20 protein-coding genes and 1 tRNA gene are annotated in these 22,988 nt (G+C 60.5%); 1 reads left to right on the forward strand and 20 read right to left on the reverse strand.

What is annotated here, in order from left to right; genetic code table 11:
- Positions 1–9: 9 nt before the first annotated feature.
- The 18 genes from RLW41_RS00245 to RLW41_RS00330 all read right to left on the reverse strand — a co-directional run bounded on the left by RLW41_RS00245 (position 10) and on the right by RLW41_RS00330 (position 20,027).
- A complete protein-coding gene (locus tag RLW41_RS00245) occupies positions 10–306 on the reverse strand; it encodes a 50S ribosomal protein L23 (RefSeq protein ID WP_409560370.1) in 297 nt (98 codons plus the stop codon).
- Positions 303–923: a 50S ribosomal protein L4 gene (gene rplD / locus RLW41_RS00250; RefSeq protein ID WP_013948191.1), complete on the reverse strand. Its 621-nt coding sequence runs from the start codon at positions 921–923 to the stop codon at positions 303–305. Before rplD ends, RLW41_RS00245 begins: the two co-directional genes overlap by 4 nt.
- Complete coding sequence (rplC, locus tag RLW41_RS00255; protein ID WP_013948192.1) at positions 923–1,624, reverse strand: 50S ribosomal protein L3; 702 nt, start codon at positions 1,622–1,624, stop codon at positions 923–925. Before rplC ends, rplD begins: the two co-directional genes overlap by 1 nt.
- Before the next feature lie 62 nt (positions 1,625–1,686).
- Entirely contained in the window at positions 1,687–1,995 is a 309-nt protein-coding gene (rpsJ, locus tag RLW41_RS00260; RefSeq protein ID WP_013215045.1) for a 30S ribosomal protein S10, read from the reverse strand.
- Positions 1,996–2,069: 74 nt separating this feature from the next.
- Positions 2,070–3,278: an elongation factor Tu gene (gene tuf, locus RLW41_RS00265; RefSeq protein WP_013948193.1), complete on the reverse strand. Its 1,209-nt coding sequence runs from the start codon at positions 3,276–3,278 to the stop codon at positions 2,070–2,072.
- Between the two features lie 113 nt (positions 3,279–3,391).
- The gene (fusA, locus tag RLW41_RS00270; protein WP_409560371.1) at positions 3,392–5,482 is read right to left on the reverse strand and encodes an elongation factor G; all 2,091 of its coding nucleotides are present in this window, start codon (positions 5,480–5,482) and stop codon (positions 3,392–3,394) included.
- 28 nt (positions 5,483–5,510) lie between these two features.
- On the reverse strand, positions 5,511–5,981 hold the full coding sequence (gene rpsG, locus RLW41_RS00275) for a 30S ribosomal protein S7 (protein WP_013948195.1): 471 nt from the start codon (positions 5,979–5,981) through the stop codon (positions 5,511–5,513).
- 71 nt (positions 5,982–6,052) lie between these two features.
- On the reverse strand, positions 6,053–6,424 hold the full coding sequence (gene rpsL, locus RLW41_RS00280) for a 30S ribosomal protein S12 (RefSeq protein ID WP_013948196.1): 372 nt from the start codon (positions 6,422–6,424) through the stop codon (positions 6,053–6,055).
- Positions 6,425–7,078: 654 nt separating this feature from the next.
- On the reverse strand, positions 7,079–11,299 hold the full coding sequence (gene rpoC / locus RLW41_RS00285; protein WP_414463045.1) for a DNA-directed RNA polymerase subunit beta': 4,221 nt from the start codon (positions 11,297–11,299) through the stop codon (positions 7,079–7,081).
- Between the two features lie 110 nt (positions 11,300–11,409).
- A complete protein-coding gene (gene rpoB, locus RLW41_RS00290; RefSeq protein WP_414463046.1) occupies positions 11,410–15,573 on the reverse strand; it encodes a DNA-directed RNA polymerase subunit beta in 4,164 nt (1,387 codons plus the stop codon).
- Between the two features lie 251 nt (positions 15,574–15,824).
- Positions 15,825–16,202, reverse strand: coding sequence for a 50S ribosomal protein L7/L12 (gene rplL / locus RLW41_RS00295; RefSeq protein ID WP_013948200.1), 378 nt, complete (start codon positions 16,200–16,202; stop codon positions 15,825–15,827).
- 104 nt (positions 16,203–16,306) lie between these two features.
- On the reverse strand, positions 16,307–16,828 hold the full coding sequence (rplJ, locus tag RLW41_RS00300) for a 50S ribosomal protein L10 (protein WP_013948201.1): 522 nt from the start codon (positions 16,826–16,828) through the stop codon (positions 16,307–16,309).
- A gap of 332 nt (positions 16,829–17,160) precedes the next feature.
- A complete protein-coding gene (gene rplA, locus RLW41_RS00305) occupies positions 17,161–17,847 on the reverse strand; it encodes a 50S ribosomal protein L1 (RefSeq protein WP_409563275.1) in 687 nt (228 codons plus the stop codon).
- A gap of 67 nt (positions 17,848–17,914) precedes the next feature.
- Positions 17,915–18,361, reverse strand: a complete 447-nt coding sequence (gene rplK, locus RLW41_RS00310) for a 50S ribosomal protein L11 (RefSeq protein ID WP_013948203.1) — start codon at positions 18,359–18,361, stop codon at positions 17,915–17,917.
- Positions 18,362–18,552: 191 nt separating this feature from the next.
- Complete coding sequence (nusG, locus tag RLW41_RS00315) at positions 18,553–19,128, reverse strand: transcription termination/antitermination protein NusG (protein ID WP_409560374.1); 576 nt, start codon at positions 19,126–19,128, stop codon at positions 18,553–18,555.
- 49 nt (positions 19,129–19,177) lie between these two features.
- Positions 19,178–19,375: a preprotein translocase subunit SecE gene (gene secE / locus RLW41_RS00320; protein WP_013948205.1), complete on the reverse strand. Its 198-nt coding sequence runs from the start codon at positions 19,373–19,375 to the stop codon at positions 19,178–19,180.
- Between the two features lie 91 nt (positions 19,376–19,466).
- A tRNA-Trp gene (locus RLW41_RS00325) sits at positions 19,467–19,542 on the reverse strand.
- A gap of 101 nt (positions 19,543–19,643) precedes the next feature.
- Positions 19,644–20,027, reverse strand: coding sequence for a YbjQ family protein (locus tag RLW41_RS00330; RefSeq protein ID WP_409560375.1), 384 nt, complete (start codon positions 20,025–20,027; stop codon positions 19,644–19,646).
- A gap of 263 nt (positions 20,028–20,290) precedes the next feature.
- Here RLW41_RS00330 and RLW41_RS00335 point away from each other — a divergent pair, with 263 nt between their 5' ends.
- Positions 20,291–21,184, forward strand: a complete 894-nt coding sequence (locus tag RLW41_RS00335) for a TIGR01459 family HAD-type hydrolase (protein WP_414463047.1) — start codon at positions 20,291–20,293, stop codon at positions 21,182–21,184.
- Positions 21,185–21,196: 12 nt separating this feature from the next.
- On the opposite strand, the gene RLW41_RS00340 is transcribed toward RLW41_RS00335, so the two are convergent.
- Positions 21,197–22,210: a hypothetical protein gene (locus RLW41_RS00340; RefSeq protein ID WP_409560377.1), complete on the reverse strand. Its 1,014-nt coding sequence runs from the start codon at positions 22,208–22,210 to the stop codon at positions 21,197–21,199.
- 30 nt (positions 22,211–22,240) lie between these two features.
- The gene (locus RLW41_RS00345; protein WP_414463048.1) at positions 22,241–22,984 is read right to left on the reverse strand and encodes an FkbM family methyltransferase; all 744 of its coding nucleotides are present in this window, start codon (positions 22,982–22,984) and stop codon (positions 22,241–22,243) included.
- Between the last annotated feature and the right edge of the window lie 4 nt (positions 22,985–22,988).

Consider the following 22,988-nt stretch of genomic DNA (forward strand, 5'->3'; position numbering starts at 1 on the left):
GACTTATCCTCAGAGCCCCGTCGTCACGTCGATGGAATGACCATCTTCGAGCGTCACGACCGCCCTTTTCGTATCGCTCAAGACGGCCTTGATGCCCTTGAACGTTCTTTGCTTGCCCTTGCGGACGATCGTGTTGACGGCCTTCACCTTGACCTTGAACAGGCCTTCGACCGCCGACTTGATCTCGGTCTTCGTCGCGTCAGGCTTGACCTTGAAGATCACCTGGTTGGCCTCGGAGGCGAGCGTCGCCTTTTCCGTGATGACCGGCGCAACGATGACGTCGTATGCGGAGCGTTTGATCGTCATTTGAAGCGCTCCTCCAGCGCGGCGACGGCGGCCCGGGTCAGCACCAGCTTCTTACGACGGAGAATGTCGTAGACGTTGATGCCCTGAATCGGGAGCACGTCGATGTTCGGGATGTTGCGAGCAGCGCGCGTGAAATTCACTTCGAGCTCGGCACCATCAATGATCAGCGCATTCTCAAGCGACAGCTTGGCGAACTGCGCCTTCAGCGCGGTCGTCTTGCCCTCGGCAGAGGTCGCCTTGTCGATCACGACGATCTCGCCGGCTTTCGCCTTCGAGGAGAGCGCGTGACGGAGCGCCAGAGCGCGCACCTTCTTCGGCAGCTCAATGGCATGCGAGCGGGGCTTCGGTCCGAACGCCTTGCCGCCACCGCGGAACTGCGGAGCCGACTTGTCGCCGTGACGAGCACCGCCGGTGCCCTTCTGCTTGTACATCTTCTTGCCCGTGACCGCGACTTCCGAGCGGTCCTGAGCATGATGCGTACCGGCCATGCGCTTCAGCGTCTGGTAGCGCACCATGCGGTGGATGAGGTCGTTGCGGACCTCAAGACCGAAAATGTCGTCGGCAAGCTCGATGTCGCCGGACTTACCGGCATCGAGGCTGGTAACTTCGGCTTTCATCACGCGCCTTCCTTCTTCGCTTCGCCACGCGCCTTGAATGCTCCAGGCTTCGGAACATCAGCGTGCGCAGCTTTCTTCACGGCGTCGCGAACGACAACCCAGCCACCCTTGGAACCGGGGACAGCACCGCGAACCATCACGAGGCCGCGCTCCTTGTCGATCTTGGCAACAACGAGGTTCTGCGTCGTGACGCGCTCGTCGCCCAAGTGGCCGGCCATCTTCTTACCTTTGAAGACCTTACCAGGATCCTGGCGCTGACCGGTCGAACCGTGAGCACGGTGCGTGACCGAGACGCCGTGGGTGGCGCGCAGACCGCCGAAGTTCCAGCGCTTCATGGCGCCCTGGAAACCTTTACCCTGGGTGGTGCCCGTCACGTCGACGAACTGGCCCGGAACGAAGTGGTCTGCGGTGATTTCCGCGCCAACATCGATGAGGTTCTCAGGACTGACACGAAACTCTGCGATCTTCCGCTTCGGTTCGACTTCGGCCTTCGCAAAGGTGCCGCGCTCGGACTTCGTCAGACGCGAGGGCTTCCTCGTGCCGCCGCCGACCTGGATGGCGGTATAGCCGTTCTTCTCCTCGGTGCGGTGCGAGAGAACCTGGAGGTTCTCAAGACGCAGCACCGTGACGGGGATGTGTTCGCCCGCGTCGGTGAAGATCCGGGTCATACCGATCTTCTGTGCTATCACTCCGGAACGCATTTGCATTCCTTCCTATCGTTAGGGCCATTCGCGTTACCGCCAGAGGGCCCGGAAGTTCTTGTTTAGAGCTTGATCTCGACGTCGACGCCTGCGGCGAGGTCGAGTTTCATCAATGCGTCGACCGTCTGCGGCGTCGGATCGACGATGTCGAGCAAACGCTTGTGGGTCCGCATCTCGAATTGCTCGCGGCTCTTCTTGTCGATGTGTGGCGAACGGTTGACCGTAAAGCGTTCGATGCGCGTCGGCAGCGGGATGGGACCGCGAACTTCAGCACCGGTACGCTTCGCCGTGTTCACGATCTCGCGGGTCGATGCATCGAGAATACGATGATCGAACGCCTTGAGCCGGATGCGGATGTTTTGGCCGTGCATGGCTTTGTGCTTTCACTTCTCGCAAAAAGATTTGGGGAAGCGCGCTATTCAGAACGCTTCCCCGGAAATGCCTTCTACTCGATAATTTTCGTAACAACGCCCGCGCCGACCGTACGGCCGCCTTCGCGGATAGCGAAACGAACTTTCTCTTCCATGGCGATCGGCTGAACGAGCTCGACTTCGACCGAGACGTTGTCGCCCGGCATAACCATTTCCGTACCTTCGGCGAGCTTAACAGTGCCCGTCACGTCGGTCGTGCGGAAGTAGAACTGCGGACGATAGTTCGTGAAGAACGGCGTGTGACGGCCACCCTCTTCCTTGTTGAGGATGTAGGCCTCAGCAGCGAACTTCTTGTGCGGCTTCACAGAGCCCGGCTTGCAGAGAACCTGGCCGCGCTCGACAGCTTCCTTGTCGATACCGCGCAGGAGGCAGCCGACGTTGTCGCCAGCTTCACCCGAGTCGAGCAGCTTGCGGAACATTTCGACGCCGGTGACAACCGACTTCTGCGTGTCGCGAAGACCGACGATTTCGACTTCTTCGCCAACCTTAATGGTGCCACGCTCGATACGGCCCGTGACGACGGTGCCGCGACCCGAGATCGAGAACACGTCTTCGATCGGCATCAGGAACGGCTGATCCTTCGGGCGCTCCGGGATCGGGATGTACTCGTCCATGGCTTCGTACAGCTTGATGATCGCTTCGTCAGCGAGCGGGCCCTTCTCACCGTTGAGGGCCTTGACGGCTGCACCGCGGATGACCGGCGTGTCGTCGCCCGGGAAGTTGTACTTCGAGAGAAGTTCACGAACTTCCATTTCGACGAGGTCGAGGAGCTCTTCGTCTTCGACGATGTCGCACTTGTTCAAGAAGACAACGATCTTCGGCACGCCGACCTGGCGAGCGAGAAGGATGTGCTCACGCGTCTGCGGCATCGGGCCGTCAACGGCCGACACAACGAGGATCGCGCCGTCCATCTGGGCTGCACCGGTGATCATGTTCTTGACGTAGTCGGCGTGGCCGGGGCAGTCGACGTGCGCATAGTGACGGTTCGGGGTCGCGTATTCAACGTGCGACGTGGCGATCGTCAGAATCTTCGTCGGGTCGCGACGGCCCTGGCTTTCAGAAGCCTTGGCAACTTCGTCATAGGCGATCGAAGTCGCCGTCCAGCCGCGGTCGGCCGAAACTTTCGTCAAGGCTGCGGTCAGCGTTGTCTTGCCGTGGTCGACGTGTCCGATCGTACCGACGTTGCAATGCGGCTTGTTCCGCTCGAATTTTGCCTTCGCCATCGTTGGCTCTCCTTAGTCCTACTATCAGGTCCCGACTCTTTCGATCCGGGAATTTCAGGCTTCATTTTTTAGAACCCAGCGGACGGATACTCTCGCCGGCCAGGTTCAACTTCTTAGGCGTACTTGGCCTTGACCTCATCCGCCACGTTGCGCGGCACGTCCGCATAGTGTGCGAACTGCATCGAGTACTGCGCACGACCCGTCGACATCGAACGCAGCGTATTGATGTAACCGAACATGTTCGCGAGCGGGACAAACGCACGGATGACCGTCGCGTTGCCGCGCATCTCCTGAGTACGGATCTGCCCGCGCCGCGAGTTGATGTCGCCGATGATGCCGCCGACGAATTCGCCCGGCGACACAACCTCGACGTCCATGACCGGCTCGAGGATCTTAACGCCAGCCTTCTCGCAGCCTTCCTTCATGGCCGCACGCGTCGCGATTTCGAAGGCGATCGCGGACGAGTCCACTTCGTGGAAGGCGCCGTCATAAAGGTTGACCTTCATGTCGACCATCGGGAAGCCGATGAGCATGCCGTTGTCCCAGACCGACTTCACGCCCTTTTCGACGCCGGGGATGTATTCCTTCGGAACCGTACCGCCGACGATCGAGGTCGTGAACTCGTTGCCCTTGCCGACTTCGTTCGGCTCGAGCTTGAGCTTGACGCGAGCAAACTGACCCGTACCGCCGGTCTGCTTCTTGTGCGTGTAGTCGATGTCTGCCGGGCGCGCGAGCGTTTCGCGATAGGCGACCTGCGGAGCGCCCGTCGTGGCTTCGACGCCGTAGGTCCGCTTCAGGATGTCGACTTTAATGTCGAGATGAAGCTCGCCCATGCCCTTGAGGATCGTCTCGCCCGACTCTGGGTGAACCGAGACCCGGAACGAGGGATCTTCCAGCGACAGCGTGTTGAGCGCGATCGCCATCTTTTCCTGGTCGGCCTTCGTCTTCGGCTCGACCTTCATCTCGATGACGGGCTCCGGGAAGTCCATCTTTTCGAGAATGACCGGCTTCTGCGGATCGCAAAGCGTTTCGCCCGTGCGCGTGTCTTTCAGACCCTGCAGAGCGACGATGTCGCCAGCATAGGCTTCTTTGATTTCTTCACGATCCGCGGCGTGCATCAGGTACATGCGGCCGGCGCGCTCTTTCTTATCGCGCGTCGTGTTCGCAAGCGCCATGCCCTGCTCGAGCTTGCCCGAGTAGATGCGACAGAACGTGATCGAGCCGACATGCTCGAAGCTCATGATCTTGAAGGCGATCATGGCCAGTGGTTCGGTGTCCGACGGCTTGCGGAGCAGCTCGTCACCGGTCTTGGGATCAATGCCTTTGTAGGCTTCGCGATCGAGCGGCGACGGCAGATAGTCGACGACCGCGTCGAGCAGCGGCTGAACGCCTTTGTTCTTGAAGGCCGAGCCACAGAACATCGGGTAGAAGGCGCCCTTGACGGTCGCCTTGCGAATGAGCTTGCGCAGCGTGTCCTCGTCCGGCTCTTTGCCTTCGAGGAATGCCTCGAGTGCCGCGTCGTCCATTTCGACGGCAGCTTCGATCATGGCGGCGCGATATTCGTTCGCCTTGTCGACGAGGTCGGCCGGGATTTCGCCCTCGACCATCTTCGCGTCCTTGCCGTCACCGTCCCAAGTGATGGCCTTCATCTTAACGAGATCGATGACACCCTGGAAATTCGACTCAGCACCGATCGGAATCTGCATCGGAACCGGACGTGCACCAAGCTTCGCCTTGATGTCGTCGACGCACATGTAGAAGTCGGCGCCGATCTTATCCATCTTGTTGGCGAAGATGATGCGCGGAACGTTGTACTTGTCGCCTTGACGCCAGACGGTTTCCGTCTGCGGCTCGACGCCCTGGTTCGAGTCAAGAACGCAAACAGCGCCGTCGAGCACGCGCAGCGAACGCTCGACTTCGATCGTGAAGTCGACGTGGCCTGGGGTGTCGATGATATTCAGGCGGCGCTTCTTGCCGTCACGGCCGGTCCAGAAACAGGTCGTCGCGGCCGACGTGATCGTGATGCCGCGCTCAGCTTCCTGATCCATAAAGTCCATCGTCGCGGCGCCGTCATGGACTTCGCCGATCTTATAGGACCTGCCGGTGTAGTAGAGGATTCGCTCGGTCGTGGTCGTCTTGCCAGCATCAATGTGAGCCATGATGCCGAAGTTGCGATAATCCTCGATCGGGTATTGCCGGGCCATGTCTGCCTCGAAATCCTTGTAACTTGTCCTACCAGCGGTAGTGCGAGAAGGCGCGGTTGGCTTCAGCCATCTTGTGCGTGTCTTCGCGCTTTTTAACTGCAGTGCCACGATTGTTCGCGGCGTCGAGCAATTCGCCCGAGAGCTTGTCAATCAGCGTCGACTCATTGCGAGCGCGAGCAGCGGAGATCAACCAGCGGATCGCCAGAGCCTGACGGCGCTCGTTACGAACTTCGACCGGAACCTGATACGTGGCACCGCCGACGCGACGCGAACGAACCTCAACCGACGGCATGACGTTGTCGAGCGCCTGACGGAAAAGATCGATCGGGTTCGCTTTACCCCGCTGTTCCATCTTTTCGAACGCGCCATAGACCATGCGTTCTGCAACCGACTTCTTGCCGTGCTCCATCACCGCGTTCATGAACTTGGTGACGACGACGTCGTTGAACTTCGGATCCGGGATCACTTCCCGCTTTTGCGCCGCGTGACGACGAGACATCCTGACAGGCCCTTCGCTTCGAATTCTCTTTAAATCTTACAGGCCGACACCGCCGGCCCGGACGAGACCGATTACTTCGGCCGTTTCGCACCGTACTTCGAACGCCGCTGACGACGCGCCGAGACGCCCTGCGTATCAAGCACACCACGGATGATGTGATAGCGGACGCCGGGAAGGTCCTTCACGCGGCCGCCGCGGATCAGCACCACGGAGTGCTCCTGAAGGTTATGACCTTCGCCCGGGATGTAGCCGATCACCTCGTAGCCGTTGGTCAGCCGGATCTTGGCGACCTTACGCAGAGCGGAGTTCGGCTTCTTCGGGGTCGTCGTGTAGACGCGCGTGCAGACACCACGCTTCTGCGGGCACGCTTCCATGTGGCGCGACTTCTCGCGGTAGACTGGCTTTACCCGGGGCTTCCGGATCAACTGCTGTATCGTCGGCATTCGCCCAATCCTGACTTCGGGACACATTCCCGACAGCGGAAATGCGCCAAGCAAACCTGCCAGGTGCGCGAAGTTCGCCCCTAGCAAGAAAAAACCAGAGGATCGTGCCGCCCTTTGGGGTGACAGATCATGGCCCGTCGATATGCTCTGCTTTATGAACGGGAGCGTTTAGGAGCAAAATAGGCGCTTGAAGCGCCGAGCGACCTACCACCAACCCGTGAGAGTGGGCGGAGCTATATACACACCCGCCATATTGGTCAACAGGCGCGCCGCAGGGTTGCGAAATTATTTTCGCCGAATTCGCCGTCATAAGGCAAACCGAACCTGCGACCTGTTGTCGGCTCGGGCGCGCAGAACGCTTTAAAACCGACGGAAAACCAAATTTTTGGGTGGGCACCGCACTTAAATGGGAATCGCTGAAAATTTTTAAAGAGGACTCGCATCGTCCAGGCTGCTTTGCGCCGGTCGGCAGCCCTCTCCCGAGGAAATTTCGAGGTGTCATCCGCGGCTTCAGCCGAGGACCCATTGCGCCGCCCCTACAGATAAGAAATGGCCCGTCGAGACAAGGGCGAGGAAACGGTTCTCAACAAATGAAAACGGCCGCCCCGAGAGGCGGCCGTTGGCATTAGAATGCTCTTAAGAAGCGAGCGGAGATTACTCCGCTGCTTCCTCTGCCGGGCGACGGCGACGGCGTCCAGCCGGGCCTGAGGCGCCATCAGGCGACGGCAGGTTCGAAGTCTTCGCCTTTTCCTTGGCGATGAGATCGTCACGCTGCATCGCGACCTTGCGGAGCTGACGCAGCATGCCGCCCGTACCGGCCGGAATGAGACGGCCGACGATGACGTTCTCCTTGAGACCTTCGAGCGTGTCGGACTTGCCGTTGACGGCAGCATCCGTGAGCACGCGCGTTGTCTCCTGGAAGGACGCCGCCGAGATGAAGGAGCGCGTCTGCAGCGAAGCCTTGGTGATACCGAGCAGAACCGGGTTCGCGGACGCCGCACGCTTGCCGGCCTTCTGAGCGGCTGCGTTGATTTCCTCGAACTCGATCCGATCGAGTTGCTCACCCTTGATGAGTTCGGTCTCGCCGGCGTCGGTGACTTCAACCTTCTGCAGCATCTGACGAACGATGACTTCGATGTGCTTGTCGTTGATCGTCACGCCCTGCAGTCGATAGACGTCCTGGATCTCGTTGATCAGGTAGTTCGCGAGTTCCTCGACGCCCTTGATCGCCAGGATGTCGTGCGGCGCCGGGTTGCCGTCGTACACGAAATCGCCACGTTCAACGCGATCGCCAGGCTGAACAGCAAGGCTCTTGCCACGCGGGATCAGGTATTCGACCGGCTCGGCCGACTCATCGTCCGGCTTGATCGTGATGCGCTGCTTGTTCTTGTAGTCCTTGCCGAACTCAACTGTACCCGAGATGTCCGCGAGGATCGCGTGATCCTTCGGACGGCGGGCTTCGAAGAGTTCCGCGACGCGCGGTAGACCGCCGGTGATGTCACCGGACTTCGCCGACGCCGTCGGAATACGAGCAAGAACGTCGCCCGCCTTCACTTCCGTGCCGCGATCGACCGACAGAACGGCTTCAACCGACAACAGGTAGCGAGCGTCACCGCCGCGCGCGACCTTGATCGGCTTGCCCTTCGAGTCCTTGATCACGATGGCAGGCTTCAGCTCGGAGCCCTTCGGAGACGTGCGCCAGTCGATGATGACCCGGTTCGACGTACCCTTCATTTCGTCGGTTTGTTCGCGGACCGACGAGCCTTCGATCAAGTCTTCGAAGTCGACGAAGCCGTCGGCTTCCGACAGGATCGGACGGGTGTAGGGATCCCACTGCGCGATCTTGGTGCCGCGCTTCACGGTATCGCCTTCATCGACAAAGATGCGCGAGCCGTAGCTGATCTTGTGGGTCGCGAGTTCCTTGCCCGTCTGGTCGACGATGATGACCGACATGATGCGGCTTGTCGCGACGTTCTGGCCCTTCGAGTCCTTGGCGATCGCACGGTTCTTCAGCTTCACGGTGCCGTTGAAGTTCGACTCGATGAAGGACGAGTCGACCAAGTTGGCCGTGCCGCCGATGTGGAACGTACGCATCGTCAGCTGCGTGCCCGGCTCACCGATCGACTGTGCGGCGATGACGCCGACAGCTTCACCAATGTTGACCGGCGTACCGCGAGCAAGGTCGCGGCCGTAGCACTTGGCGCACACGCCGTTGACCGTCTCGCAGGTCAGCACCGAACGGATACGAACTTCCTGAAGCTCGGCCTTGCCGATGAGATCGGCGTGCTTTTCTTCGATCAGTTCGCCGTTGGCGACGATGATCTCGCCCGTCGTCGGGTGCTTGATGTCTTCGGCTGCCGTGCGGCCCAGCGAACGCGCCGCGAGCGACACGATCACCTGACCGGCATCGACGACTGCCTGCACGTTAATGCCGGCATCGGTTCCGCAATCGACCTCGGAGATGATGGCGTCCTGCGCGACGTCGACGAGACGACGCGTGAGGTAGCCCGAGTTCGCCGTCTTCAAGGCGGTGTCTGCAAGACCCTTACGGGCACCGTGGGTTGAGTTGAAGTACTCGAGAACCGACAGGCCTTCCTTGAAGTTCGAGATGATCGGCGTCTCAATGATTTCGCCCGAAGGCTTCGTCATGAGGCCGCGCATACCGGCGAGCTGCTTCATCTGCGCCGGCGAACCGCGCGCGCCCGAGTGGCTCATCATGTAGACCGAGTTGATCGGACGTTCGCGTCCGGTCGTAGCGTCCTTCTGAACCGCCGAAATGCGGTCCATCATTTCCTTGGCGATCTGATCGGTGCAGCGCGACCAAGCGTCGACGACCTTATTGTACTTCTCGAGCTGCGTGATCAGGCCGTCCTGATACTGCTGTTCGAAGTCGCGGACCTCGACGTTGGTCTTCTCGACGATCTTCTCCTTCGTCTCCGGGATGAGCATGTCGTCCTTACCGAACGAGATGCCAGCCTTGAAGGCGTGGTGGAAGCCGAGCGCCATGATCCGGTCGCAGAAGATGACCGTCTCTTTCTGACCGCAGTTACGGTAGACCAAATCGATCAGACCGGAGATGTTCTTCTTCGTCAGAAGCTGGTTCGCCATCGAGAACTTCATGCCCGGCATCTTCGGCAGATGCTGTGCGAGAAGCAGACGGCCCGGGGTCGTCTCGTGGATCTCCGAGACTTCCTCGCCCTCATCATTGATCGCGTGATAGCGGCCTTTGATCTTGGCGTGCAGCGTGACGGACTTCGATTCAAGGGCGTGAAGCACCTCGTTGATCGAGCCCAACATCATGCCTTCGCCGGGTTCGCCGTCGCGCATCATCGACAGATAGTACAGACCCAACACGATGTCCTGCGACGGCACGATGATCGGCTGGCCGCTCGCGGGATGCAGGATGTTGTTCGTCGACATCATCAGGACGCGCGCTTCGAGCTGCGCTTCGAGCGACAGCGGAACGTGCACGGCCATCTGGTCGCCGTCGAAGTCTGCGTTGAAGGCAGCGCAAACCAGCGGGTGAAGCTGGATCGCCTTACCCTCGATGAGTTGTGGCTCGAACGCCTGAATGCCGAGACGGTGAAGCGTCGGGGCGCGGTTCAGCATCACCGGATGCTCGCGAATGACTTCGTCGAGGACGTCCCAAACCTCGGGCTTTTCCTTTTCGACGAGCTTCTTCGCCTGCTTTACGGTCGCGGCTTGGCCGAGCGTCTGGAGGCGCGCGTAGATGAAGGGCTTGAACAGCTCAAGCGCCATCTTCTTCGGCAGGCCGCACTGGTGCAGCTTGAGTTCCGGACCGACAACGATGACCGAACGGCCGGAGTAGTCGACGCGCTTGCCGAGCAGGTTCTGACGGAAGCGGCCCTGCTTGCCCTTCAGCATGTCGGCGAGCGACTTCAGCGGACGCTTGTTGGCGCCGGTGATGACGCGGCCGCGACGGCCGTTGTCGAACAGAGCGTCGACGGCCTCCTGCAGCATGCGCTTTTCGTTGCGAATGATGATATCCGGCGCGCGCAGCTCCATCAGCCGCTTCAGGCGGTTGTTACGGTTGATGACGCGGCGATAGAGATCGTTCAGGTCCGACGTCGCAAAGCGGCCGCCATCGAGCGGAACAAGCGGACGCAGTTCCGGCGGGATGACCGGAACTTGCGTCAGGATCATCCACTCCGGACGGTTGCCCGATTCCATGAAGGCTTCGATGACCTTCAGGCGCTTGCCGAGCTTCTTCGGCTTCAGCTCCGTCGTCGCCTCGGCGATCTCCTGACGGAGATCCTGCGCGATCTTCGGCAGGTCCATGGCGGACAGAAGCTCGCGGATCGCCTCGGCGCCAATGCCGGCGGTGAAGGTGTCTGCGCCGTACTCGTCGATCGCCTGGTTGTACTGTTCTTCCGTCAGCAGCTGGCGCTCAGCGAACGGCGTCGTGCCCGGCTCGATGACGATGTAGTTCTCGAAATAAAGAACGCGCTCGAGATCCTTCAGCGCCATGTCCATCAGCAAGCCGATGCGCGAGGGCAGCGACTTCAGGAACCAGATGTGCGCAACGGGAGCCGCAAGTTCGATGTGGCCCATGCGCTCGCGGCGAACCTTTGCAAGCGTCACTTCCACGCCGCACTTTTCGCAGATCAAGCCCTTGTACTTCATTCGCTTGTACTTGCCGCACAAGCATTCGTAGTCCTTGATCGGTCCGAAGATGCGCGCACAGAACAGGCCGTCGCGCTCGGGCTTGAAGGTACGATAGTTGATCGTCTCGGGCTTTTTGATCTCGCCATAGGACCAGGACAGGATGTCCTCGGGCGAGGCGATCGAGATCCGGATCTGATCGAAGACCGGAGCGGGAGCCTGCGATTTAAAGATGTTGGTAATTTCGTTCATCGGCTGTCTCCTCATGGGCGCGGCTGGGGTGACCGTGCCCGTGGAATTTAGTGGTCGTGTTTTGCCGATCTCCGCCCTTCCCGGGGGGCGGAGATCGTCTTCGATGTTCGTTATTCAGCCGCTGGCGGAAGCTGCGCCTGGGGTTCCTCGGGCGTCTCCGGCTGATCGTTTTCTGCTTCGATCTGCGGCAGCTCGCTGTTGACGAGCTCGACGTTGAGACCCAGCGCGCGCATTTCCTTGACGAGCACGTTGAAGCTTTCCGGCACGCCGGCTTCGAACGCATCGTCGCCACGGACGATCGCCTCGTAGACCTTGGTGCGGCCGGCGACGTCGTCCGACTTCACGGTCAGCATTTCCTGCAGCGTGTAGGCGGCGCCGTAAGCTTCCAGAGCCCAGACCTCCATTTCGCCGAAGCGCTGGCCGCCGAACTGCGCCTTACCGCCCAGCGGCTGCTGGGTGACGAGCGAGTACGGACCGATCGAGCGAGCGTGGATCTTGTCGTCGACAAGGTGGTGCAGCTTCAGAACGTACTTGTAGCCGACGGTGACCTTGCGATCGAACGGCTCGCCCGTGCGGCCGTCGAACAGCGTCACCTGACCTGACGTATCGAAACCTGCGAGCTGCAGCATTTCGACGATGTCTTTCTCACGCGCGCCGTCGAACACCGGCGTCGCGATCGGAACGCCCGTCCGCAGGTTCTGAGCGACGCCCACAAGCTCATCGTCTTTCAACGACGACTTGATGACGTCCTGACCGTAAACGCGCTCCATCTGTTCGCGGAGAGCCTGCGCCTGGCCGCTCTCGTGGAACTGATGCAATGCATCGTCGATCATGCGGCCAAGGCCGCGGCACGCCCAGCCAAGATGCGTTTCGAGGATCTGTCCGACGTTCATGCGGCTCGGCACGCCGAGCGGGTTCAGAACGACGTCGACCGGCGTGCCGTCTTCGAGGAACGGCATGTCTTCCGACGGGACGATCATCGACACGACACCCTTGTTGCCGTGACGGCCGGCCATCTTGTCGCCCGGCTGGATCTTGCGCTTCACCGCGACGAAGACCTTGACCATCTTCATCACGCCCGGCGGCAGCTCGTCACCGCGCTGCAGCTTGTCGACCTTGTCGGCAAAACGCAGACCGAGGCCCTTCTTGGCGTCTTCGTACTGCTTCTGGATGGCTTCGACTTCGGCCTGCGCCTTCTCATTGGCAAGACCGATTTCCCACCACTGGCTGCGCGGAATGTCGTCGAGGATCACGGTGTCGATGATCGTACCCTTGCGGGCGTTCTTCGGACCCTTCGCGACTTCCTTGCCCATCAGCGCGTCTTTCAGACGGGCGTAGACGTTGCGGTCGAGGATCTGAAGCTCGTCGTCGCGGTCTTTTGCGAGACGCTCGATCTCTTCGCGCTCGATCGCCATCGCACGCTCGTCTTTCTCGACGCCGTGGCGATTGAAGACGCGGACTTCGACGATCGTGCCGGCGACGCCCGGCGGCAGACGCAGCGACGTATCGCGAACGTCGGACGCCTTTTCACCGAAGATGGCGCGCAGAAGCTTTTCTTCCGGCGTCATCGGGCTTTCGCCCTTCGGCGTGATCTTGCCGACCAGAATGTCACCCGGATGGACTTCGGCGCCGATGTAGACGATGCCGGCTTCGTCGAGGTTCTTCAGCGCTTCTTCCGAGACGTTCGGAATATCGCGCGTGATTTCCTCAGGTCCGAGCTTCGTATCGCGAGCCATGACCTCGAATTCCTCGATGTGGATCGAGGTGAACACGTCTTCGGAGACGACGCGCTCGTTCATCAGGATCGAGTCTTCGAAGTTGTAGCCCATCCACGGCATGAACGCGACGAGCACGTTCTTGCCGAGCGCCAACTCGCCGAGTTCGGTCGAGGGACCGTCAGCGATGATGTCGCCTGCCTTGACGTGATCGCCGACGTTGATCAGCGGCCGCTGGTTGATACAGGTGTTCTGGTTCGAACGCTGGAACTTGCGCAAACGATAGATGTCGACGCCCGGCTTCGAAGGATCCTGCTCTTCCGTTGCGCGGATAACGATACGGGTTGCATCGACCTGGTCGACGATGCCCGTACGGCGTGCCGCGATGGCAGCGCCCGAGTCCTGCGCCACGCGCTCTTCCATGCCGGTGCCGACCAGCGGCGCTTCCGCCTTGATCAGCGGCACGGCCTGACGCTGCATGTTCGAGCCCATGAGCGCGCGGTTGGCGTCGTCGTTCTCAAGGAACGGGATGAGCGCGGCCGCGACCGACACGAGCTGCTTCGGCGACACATCGATGTAATCGACCTTGTCGGTCGGAACGAGCATCACGTCGCCCTGGTAGCGAACGGTGACGAGGTCTTCCGTCATCTTGCCCTTGGCATCGATGGCAGCGTTCGCCTGCGCAACGTGATGGCGCATCTCTTCCATGGCGGAGAGGTACGCAACCTCGTCGGTGACGCGGCCGTTGATGACCTTGCGGTACGGGCTTTCGATGAAGCCGTATTTGTTCACGCGCGCGAACGTCGCGAGCGAGTTGATCAGACCGATGTTCGGGCCTTCCGGCGTCTCAATCGGGCAGATACGGCCATAGTGCGTCGGATGGACGTCGCGGACTTCGAAGCCCGCGCGTTCACGCGTCAGACCGCCCGGTCCAAGAGCCGAGAGACGGCGCTTATGGGTGATTTCCGACAGCGGGTTCGTCTGGTCCATGAACTGCGAGAGCTGGGACGAGCCGAAGAACTCGCGCACCGCGGCCGCTGCCGGCTTGGCGTTGATCAGGTCCTGCGGCATCACCGTGTCGATATCGACCGACGACATGCGCTCCTTGATGGCGCGCTCCATGCGGAGCAGGCCGACGCGATACTGGTTTTCCATCAGCTCGCCGACGGAGCGAACGCGACGGTTGCCCAAGTGGTCGATGTCGTCGATCTCGCCCTTGCCATCGCGCAGATCGACAAGCGTCTTCACGACCGCGAGGATGTCCTCACGGCGCAGCACGCGCATCGTATCGGGCGCATCGAGTTCGAGGCGCATGTTCATCTTCACGCGGCCGACGGCCGAGAGATCGAAACGCTCGGGATCGAAGAACAGGCCATGGAACAGCGCGGTCGCCGCTTCGATGGTCGGCGGCTCGCCCGGGCGCATGACCCGGTAGATGTCCATCAGCGCTTCCTGCTGATTGGCGTTCTTGTCGATGTTGAGCGTGTTGCGGATGAACGCGCCGGTGTTGACGTAGTCGATGTCGAGGATGTGGAATTCCTTGACCTTCTGCTCCTTGAGCTCGGCCAACAGATTCTCATCAAGCTCGTCACCGGCTTCGGCGAAGATCTTGCCCGTCTCCATATCGACGATGTCTTCGGCGATGAAGCGGCCTGCGAGGTCCTCAGCGGAGATGAGGATTTCCTTGACGCCGCTTTCGGCAATCTCGCGCGAACGGCGTGCGGTGATCTTCTCGCCAGCGCGCGCAATCACTTCGCCGGTCTTAGCGTCGGCGATGTCGGACTGCGGAGTAACGCCGCGGAACTTCTCGGGCAGGAACGGCATCTTCCAGCCGCGCTTCGATTCCTTGATCGAGATGTGCTTGTAGAAGTGCGCGAGGATCTCTTCGTCGTCGAGGCCCAAGGCATAGAGCATCGTCGTCACCGGCAGCTTGCGGCGACGATCGATACGGACATAGACGATGTCTTTCGCGTCGAACTCGAAGTCGAGCCAGGAACCGCGATACGGAATGATGCGAGCTGCGAACAACAGCTTGCCCGACGAGTGCGTCTTACCGCGATCGTGGTCGAAGAAGACGCCCGGCGAGCGGTGCATCTGCGAGACGATCACACGCTCGGTGCCGTTGATGATGAAGGTGCCGTTCGACGTCATGAGCGGCATGTCGCCCATGTAGACGTCCTGCTCCTTGACGTCCTTGATCGACTTGGAGCCCGTCTCTTCGTTCACATCGAACACGATCAGGCGCAGCTTGACCTTGAGCGGCGCTGCGAATGTCATGTCGCGCTGCATACACTCGTCGACGTCGAACTTCGGCGGCTCGAATTCGTAGCTGACGAATTCCAGCGTCGACTTGCCGGCGAAATCGGAGATCGGGAAAACGCCCTTGAACACCGACTGCAAGCCGAAATCATCCGGCCTGCCGCCCGGGGGCTCTTTGACCATCAAGAAGTCATCGTAAGACGCTTTCTGAACCTCGATGAGGTTCGGCATCTCCGCGACTTCTCCGATAGAACCAAACTGCTTCCGGAGGCGTTTGCGGCTGGTGAGGGTTTGAGCCATATCGGTCCCTTCGTGCTCTCGTATGCGGGTAGTCCCGCGATCCAAATGCGACGCGCTCAGGGTCCCTGGAGAACTGGGACCTCTTGAAACGGTTCACCGGAGGGTCCTTTTTCGAGGCTCGAAAACCCCAGGACCCTCCGGAAAACCGTTTTGTTTGCTCATGGCGACTCGCATTCCGCGAGCCGGCCGCCACGAGCGGTATGCATGGCTCAGCACCGGCCGGGAGCGACCCGACCGGTGCTGATCGTCAATTACTTCACTTCGACGACAGCGCCCTGATCCTCAAGCTGCTTCTTGAGCTTCTGGGCTTCGTCCTTCGAAACGCCTTCCTTCACGGTCTTGCCGCCAGCCTCGACGAGGTCCTTGGCTTCCTTCAGGCCGAGACCCGTGATGGCGCGAACTTCCTTGATGACGTTGATCTTCTTGTCGCCACCCGACTTCAGGATAACGGTGAACTCCGTCTGCTCTTCGGCCGGAGCAGCGGCAGCGCCGCCAGCAGCAGGAGCAGCAACGGCGACGGCAGCAGCAGCCGAAACGCCCCACTTCTCTTCCAGCATCTTGGCGAGCTCAGCGGCCTCGAGCACGGTGAGTGCCGACAGGTCTTCAACGATTTTCTCGATCTTAGACATATATAGTGTCCTTCCGGTTTGAACCTAGTGGTTGAATTGCAGCACCCCCTTTGGGCCGTGCTGCGTAGCTTTTCGAGGGCTCAAAGCCCCACAACTTCCGAGGGTTAGGCTGCTGCCTCTTCCTTCGATGCCTTGGCCTGAATGACGCGGGCAAGCTTGGCACCGGGCTCCTTGACGGTCCGGGCGATCTTGGTCGCCGGAGCGTTGAGGAGGCCAATGAGCTTGGCGCGGAGTTCATCAAGCGACGGCAGTTCGGCAAGGGCCTGCACGCCTTTCGCGTCAAGGATGGTCTTGCCCATCGCGCCGCCCAGGATCACGAGCTTGTCGTTGCCCTTGGCGTACGTGACGGTCGCCTTCGCCGCTGCGATCGGATCTTGCGAGAAGGCCAGAATGGTCGGCCCCGTCAAAATCTCCGAAAGCTTCTCGGCGTCGGTATCCTTGAGTGCGAGCTGCGCCAGCTTGTTCTTGGCCACCTTCACAGAGCCGCCGGCTTCTTTAACGCGCCTGCGGAACTCTGCGGATTGAGCGGCCACCATGCCGGTGTTGTGGGCGACGACCACCACACCCGTGCTTTTCAGCGTGGTGTGAAGGCTGTCGATGAGCTCACGTTTCGCGGCTCTATCCACGTCTCGTCTCCTTGCTGCGAAGCCTCATTTGCGAAGCCTCGCGGGTTGCACCTTTGCCGCCGTCTCCGGTGAGGGATCAGGCGACGTTAGTCTGTCCTCGTTCCCGTGGACCGCGAGTAGCGGCACGGTGCTGACCCAGAAGGTTCAAACCGGACTTTTTGGCTTATCGCCTCAAATCCGATCCACTTCTGTCTCATGCAGGCTCTCCCGCGGAGGAGAGACTTAGGCGTCACCGGCAAGCCGGATCGGCACCCACAATCTCGGACAGCTCCGGACCGAAGCGAAACCGCCCCGGTCCAGGGTTTTCCGGGTTGCCCCGGAATTCTTCAAACTTAGGCGGCCGGTCCCGGCGCGACCGAAGCTGTGTCGAGCTTCAAACCCGGACCCATCGTCGAGGACAGCGATACCTTCTTGAGGTACGTGCCCTTGGAACCCGTCGGCTTCGCCTTCACGACCGCGTCGACGAACGCCTTGATGTTCTGGACCAAGGCCTCCTCGGTGAAGCTCGCCTTGCCGACGCCAGCGTGCACGATGCCCGCCTTCTCGACGCGGAACTCAACCGAGCCGCCCTTGGCGCCTTTCACGGCGCTGGTGACGTCCATGGTCACGGTGCCGACACGCGGGTTCGGCATCAGGCCGCGCGGACCCAAGACCTTACCGAGACGTCCGACGAGACCCATCATGTCCGGCGTCGCGATGCAGCGATCGAAGTTGATCGTGCCCTTCGAGACGATTTCGACGAGGTCTTCCGCACCGACGACGTCCGCTCCGGCAGCCTTCGCTTCATCGGCCTTGGCGCCACGAGCGAACACGGCAACGCGCGCCGTGCGGCCCGAGCCGTTCGGCAGGTTGCACACGCCACGGACCATCTGGTCGGCGTGCTTGGGATCGACGCCGAGGTTGACGGCAACTTCGATCGTCTCATCGAACTTCGCCTTGGCGCGTTCTTTGATGATCTTCACGGCTTCGTCGACGCCATAGGCTTTACCCGCGGGGAGGCCCTGCTTGACGACAAGCATGCGCTTGCCACCGGCGTCGCGCGTTTCTTTGATCTTTTCAGCGCTGATTTGAGCTTTTGCCATCGGACTACTCCACCACCTTGAGGCCCATCGAACGTGCGCTGCCCGCAAGCGTGCGAGCGGCGGCGTCGATATCGTCGGTGTTCATGTCCTTGAGCTTGCCCTTAGCAATCTCTTTCAGCTGCGCAATCGTGACCTGACCGGCAACAATGCGACCCGGCTCTTTCGAACCCTGACCGCCCTTGCCCGTCGGACGCAGGCCAGCGGCCTTCTTGATGAGGTACGTCGCCGGCGGCTGACGCATCTCGAACGTGAACGAACGGTCGGAGTAGACCGTGATCTTCACGGGAATCGGTGTACCCTGTTCCAGGTCCTTCGTTTTTGCATTGAAGGACTTGCAGAATTCCATGATATTCACGCCGCGCTGACCAAGCGCGGGACCGATCGGCGGCGACGGATTGGCCGCCCCAGCCGGTACCTGCAAGTTGATAAAGCCGTCAATTTTCTTCGCCATAGTTCCCCTTCACTGTTAGAGCCCGCACCCAAACGGCACGATGCTCAGGGTTAGCGGTTCAACGGGCGAGCCTCCCAAAGTGGAAAGCCTGCCCTCCCGCACATCGACCGCATCCGAACCAAAATCCCGATGCGGGCTCCGGCGGCGAACCGCCGGAATTCTCGTCTTGCCCTAGGCGCTGCTGAGCACCGTCAGGCTGCGATCTTTTCGACCTGTGTAAATTCGAGTTCGACCGGCGTCGGCCGCCCGAAGATCGACACGGCGACCTTCACACGTGAGCGCTCCTCGTCGACTTCTTCGACGATGCCGGTGAACGAAGCGAACGGGCCGTCTGCGACCTTGACGTTCTCTCCGACCTCGAATGTGATCGTCGGCTTCGGCCGCTCAACGCCTTCCTTCACCTGGTTCAGGATGCGCATTGCCTCAGCTTCCGGGATCGGCATCGGCTTGTTGTCCGCACCGAGGAAGCCCGTGACCTTCGGCGTGTTCTTGATCATCACGAACGCCGCGTCGGTCATCTTCATTTTGACGAGCACGTAGCCCGGCAAAAACTTCCGCTCGGTCGGGATCTTGCGGCCGCGCTTGATCTCGACGACTTCTTCCGTCGGAACGACGATCTCTTCGAAGAGACCTTCAAGGCCGCCCGCTTTCGCGCGCTCGCGGATCGCGTCCGCCACCTTGCGTTCGAAATTCGTGTATGCGTGCACGATGTACCAGCGCGTACCGGCAACCGTTGCTTTTTCTTCGCGTTCTTGCGCGACAACCATTCTCAAAGGCCCTCTGGCGCGTCACTTAAACCAATCATGCGAGCCGAAATCAGGTGCCCACCCCTAAGACCAAACGCACGATGTGGCTCAGCGCCTGATCAACAAGCAAAAAGAAAACAGAGGCGAGCGCGACCATGATGAGCACCATCAAAGTCGTGATCCACACCTCTTTCCATGTCGGCCAAGTTACCTTCGCGACTTCCTGCCGAACCTCTTGCATAAAGGTTATGGGATTGAACTTCGCCATCAAAACTGCTTTCTGCGCGCATAAGCGACAACATGCCGCACCCGACCTCGGTGTTTTCCGGGGCCGGTCGGCAGATCAAACTCCACGAGGCTGGCAGGGGCGGAGGGTCTCGAACCCCCGACCTTCGGTTTTGGAGACCGACGCTCTACCAATTGAGCTACACCCCTAGTACTGACGCAGGCAAGAGCCAGCCGTCGAGCAGCCTCTTTCGGGGCGTGCACCCTTAACCGAAGTTTGAGGGCTTGTCAGCCCCGCTCGCGCCTTTTTTCTATCGGCTACCGTCGGGGCCGCTCCAGGGGCCGCCGATTTGGGTTGTTCCCTTCCCCTGCCCATCCACCGGCTCGATGACGACGGCCGATCCGTAGGCCAGGACCTCAGTCACTGCGGCGGCAATTTCGTTGGCGTCGTAGCGCATCGCGACGACAGCGTTGGCGCCCATGCTCTGGGCGTGCTCGACGAGAAGGTCGAAGGCTTCTTGGCGCGCATGCTCGGCGAGCTTGGTGTAAACCGAGATGTTGCCGCCAAAAAAGATCTGAATCGCCGCGCCCAGATTGCCGACGACGCTGCGCGAGCGCACCGTCAAGCCACGAACCAGCCCGAGGTGACGGACAATGCGGTAGCCTTGAATCTCGTTCGTCGTCACGACCAGCATGGTGCTTCCTCTCCTTCGGCCCGTCTTCCGTGCGGATTTCCCGCAGGCGGCGCCACCCTAACGCGACTCTCGGCGAGTGACGACAGAGGGAAACAGCATTTGGGCGGATCTTTCCGTAAAGATCAGATGCGGCGCACTCTACGGAGACGGCGGGAATGAACTTGCCTGCCCAATGTGCCGCTTTTAACTGACGCTCAACCTTGGCTATCAGAGAGCCGAGCAACACGCGGACACAGGCGCCGTATCATTCATTGAGATCTGATTTGCCGACATCATCGCTTCGCGACACGTCCAAGGTCCCTCCCGTCTTGGCGCACGCCGGTCCGCTATTGAGCCGTTACGACGTCATCTTTTGCGATGTCTGGGGCGTGGTTCACAATGGCGTCACGGCGTTCGAGGGTGCGTGCCGCGCGCTTGAGAAATTTCGCGCCGGCGGCGGCACCGTCATTCTGGTGTCGAATGCGCCGGTTCCGAAGAAGCGTGTGGCGGACATGCTCGATTCCCGGCATGTGCCCAGAAGCGCCTGGGACGACATCGTGTCGTCGGGCGATATTGCGCTTCATCACCTGGAGGAGAAGAAGTTCCAGCAGCTTTTCTGCATCGGCCCGCAGGATCGCGATCAGGCGCTTTTCTCCGCGCTTCTAGCCCGCTCGGTCGAGCTGGAGGATGCCGAAGCGATCATTTGCACGGGACTCAACGACGACCGGCGAGAGACGCCGGAAGATTACCAGGGCACCCTCGAACGTGCGCTTGCAAAAGACTTACCGTTCGTATGCGCCAATCCGGACTTGATCGTCGATGTCGGTGGCACCCTGCTCTATTGCGCGGGCGCCATCGCCGACCTCTACGAGAAGATGGGCGGCGTCGTTTATTGGGCGGGCAAGCCTTATCTCAGCGCGTACGAGACGGCGCATCGCAAGGCCGAGGGGCTTCGCGACAAAAACGTCGAGAAAAACAAGATCCTCGTCATCGGCGACGCCATCCGCACCGATATCAAAGGCGCGCAGAACTATGGCTGCGACGCCCTTTTCATCGCGTCGGGCATTCACCGCCACGAGACGGTCGACGGCATCGACCTGTCGGCGACGAAGCTTGCCGATCTGTTCACGGACGACGCGCCGCCCGCCATTGGCGCAATGCTCGAACTCACCTTGTAAGAGCGGCCGGCGTTACTTGATCGGCTTGGTCGAGACTTCGGTCGGCACCTCGGACTTTGGCCGTTTCGGCGACGGGCCATCCGAGAAGCTGTTGAAGACCACGTCAGGCGACGTCGTGTTGTGCTGCGACGGTGTCAGGCGCCCGATCCAGATGTCGGTTGCGCGGGCGTGATCGAACTTCATGATGTTGTCTTCGCGCCAGCCTTTGGCACCTTGCTCGCGCACTGCGATGCGCGCGGTGTCGTTGTTGAATTCCGTGACGTACATCGAGCGCAGCATCGCGAACGGCCCGCCGCTGACACCATGATCGAATGCGACGTCGAGCGCTAAGCGGTTGCTGTCGACGCTCGCGATGCGAACCGTGGCGCTGCCCCCTTTTTCGAATGACAAGTCGAACTGGCGCTTTTGCGGCTCAAAGACAGCTTCCTTGATTTTCACGAGCGGCCGCCCGTCTTTTTCGATCGGACCAACGAGAAACGACGAGCCATAGGCGGTGATGCTCATGTTACGCGGCGTCATCGGACGCGGACGCCAGTAGCCATCCTGCGGATAGAGCACGAGGACCTCATCGGCACGCCCCTTCTTGATGACCCACACCTGCAGCAGATGGATATTCTTATAGACCTTCTTGCCGACCCGCACGGTCGCGGTCGATGGGCGCCAGAACGAGGGATAGGTATAGCCTACCAGCCACAAGTTCGGTTCGCCGACGAGGGTGATTTTTTTTGGCTTTTCCGCAGACTTGTAGATGGGATCGCTAGACATATCGCAAGCCGTCCAGTCGGGCTCGATGTTGCTGCGCATGGATGACGAGAGATAGACCGGGTGCGCGGCCTCGATACGGAACGAACGAACGTCGGGATTGGAGAATGCGACCGCAACGTTGTCCTTCTCAGCGCAAAGCACAGGCTCGCTTTGGTTCTCGACATCGACGGCCAAGCCATCGAGTGACGCTGCTTGCACCGATAAGAAAGGAACAACGAGCGAGATCAACATCAGGCCAAGCAAGCGGACGTACGATGGCATTCAATTCTCCGATTTCAGGTCACGCGTTCATTATGGCGCGAGCATCGCATAAACGTCGCCCGAATTCGCATCGTGCGGCAGATTGCTCAGGTATTCGGCAATTTCGGCGTCCGTGAGCCATCGATCGAACGTGAGATTCTGAGTTTCGCCGAGTGACCAGTTGTAGCGATAGTCGCCAAGTCCCGAAAGGCGATCGAAGCATGCCATCGCGACACTGCGGGCAATCGTTGTGAATTCGAACGACAGCGCCTTCACCGGCTGCGAAAGTCCGCGCAATGCTGCATCTTCGAAGCCTTCAACATCAATCTTGATAAACGCAGGAAGGCCGTAACGCGCGATGAGCCCATCAAGCGTCACCATTTCGATCAGCAGATGCGCGTCCCAGACTTGGCCTTCCCAGCCGCGCGCGCCTTCGGCCTGATGCACGAAGTCTTCCGACAAGGTCGAAACGGTCGGGTTCGCGGTGTTGACGAACAGCTCGTGCATGCCGGCATCGGCTCCGACGGCGCGATCAACGATCTCGACGAGCGGATCTCGGCCATGCAGATGATTGAGCGCAGAATACAGCAGCGGCTGCGGTTCGACCGCAATGACGCGAGCACCGAGACGTCGAAACGACGAGACCCGATCACCGACGTGGGCGCCGATATCGAATACGAGTGCGCCCGGCTCGATGAAGCGGCGATAGAGATCGTCCATGGCCTCGCGCGGCGCATCGGGACCGAGATAGACCCGCAGCGATCGCATGACGCCCTGCAACGCTTGCGAGACCATTCCG

This window comes from Hyphomicrobium sp. DY-1, assembly GCF_047497105.1.
In the GTDB taxonomy this organism is placed as follows: Bacteria; Pseudomonadota; Alphaproteobacteria; order Rhizobiales; family Hyphomicrobiaceae; genus Hyphomicrobium_B.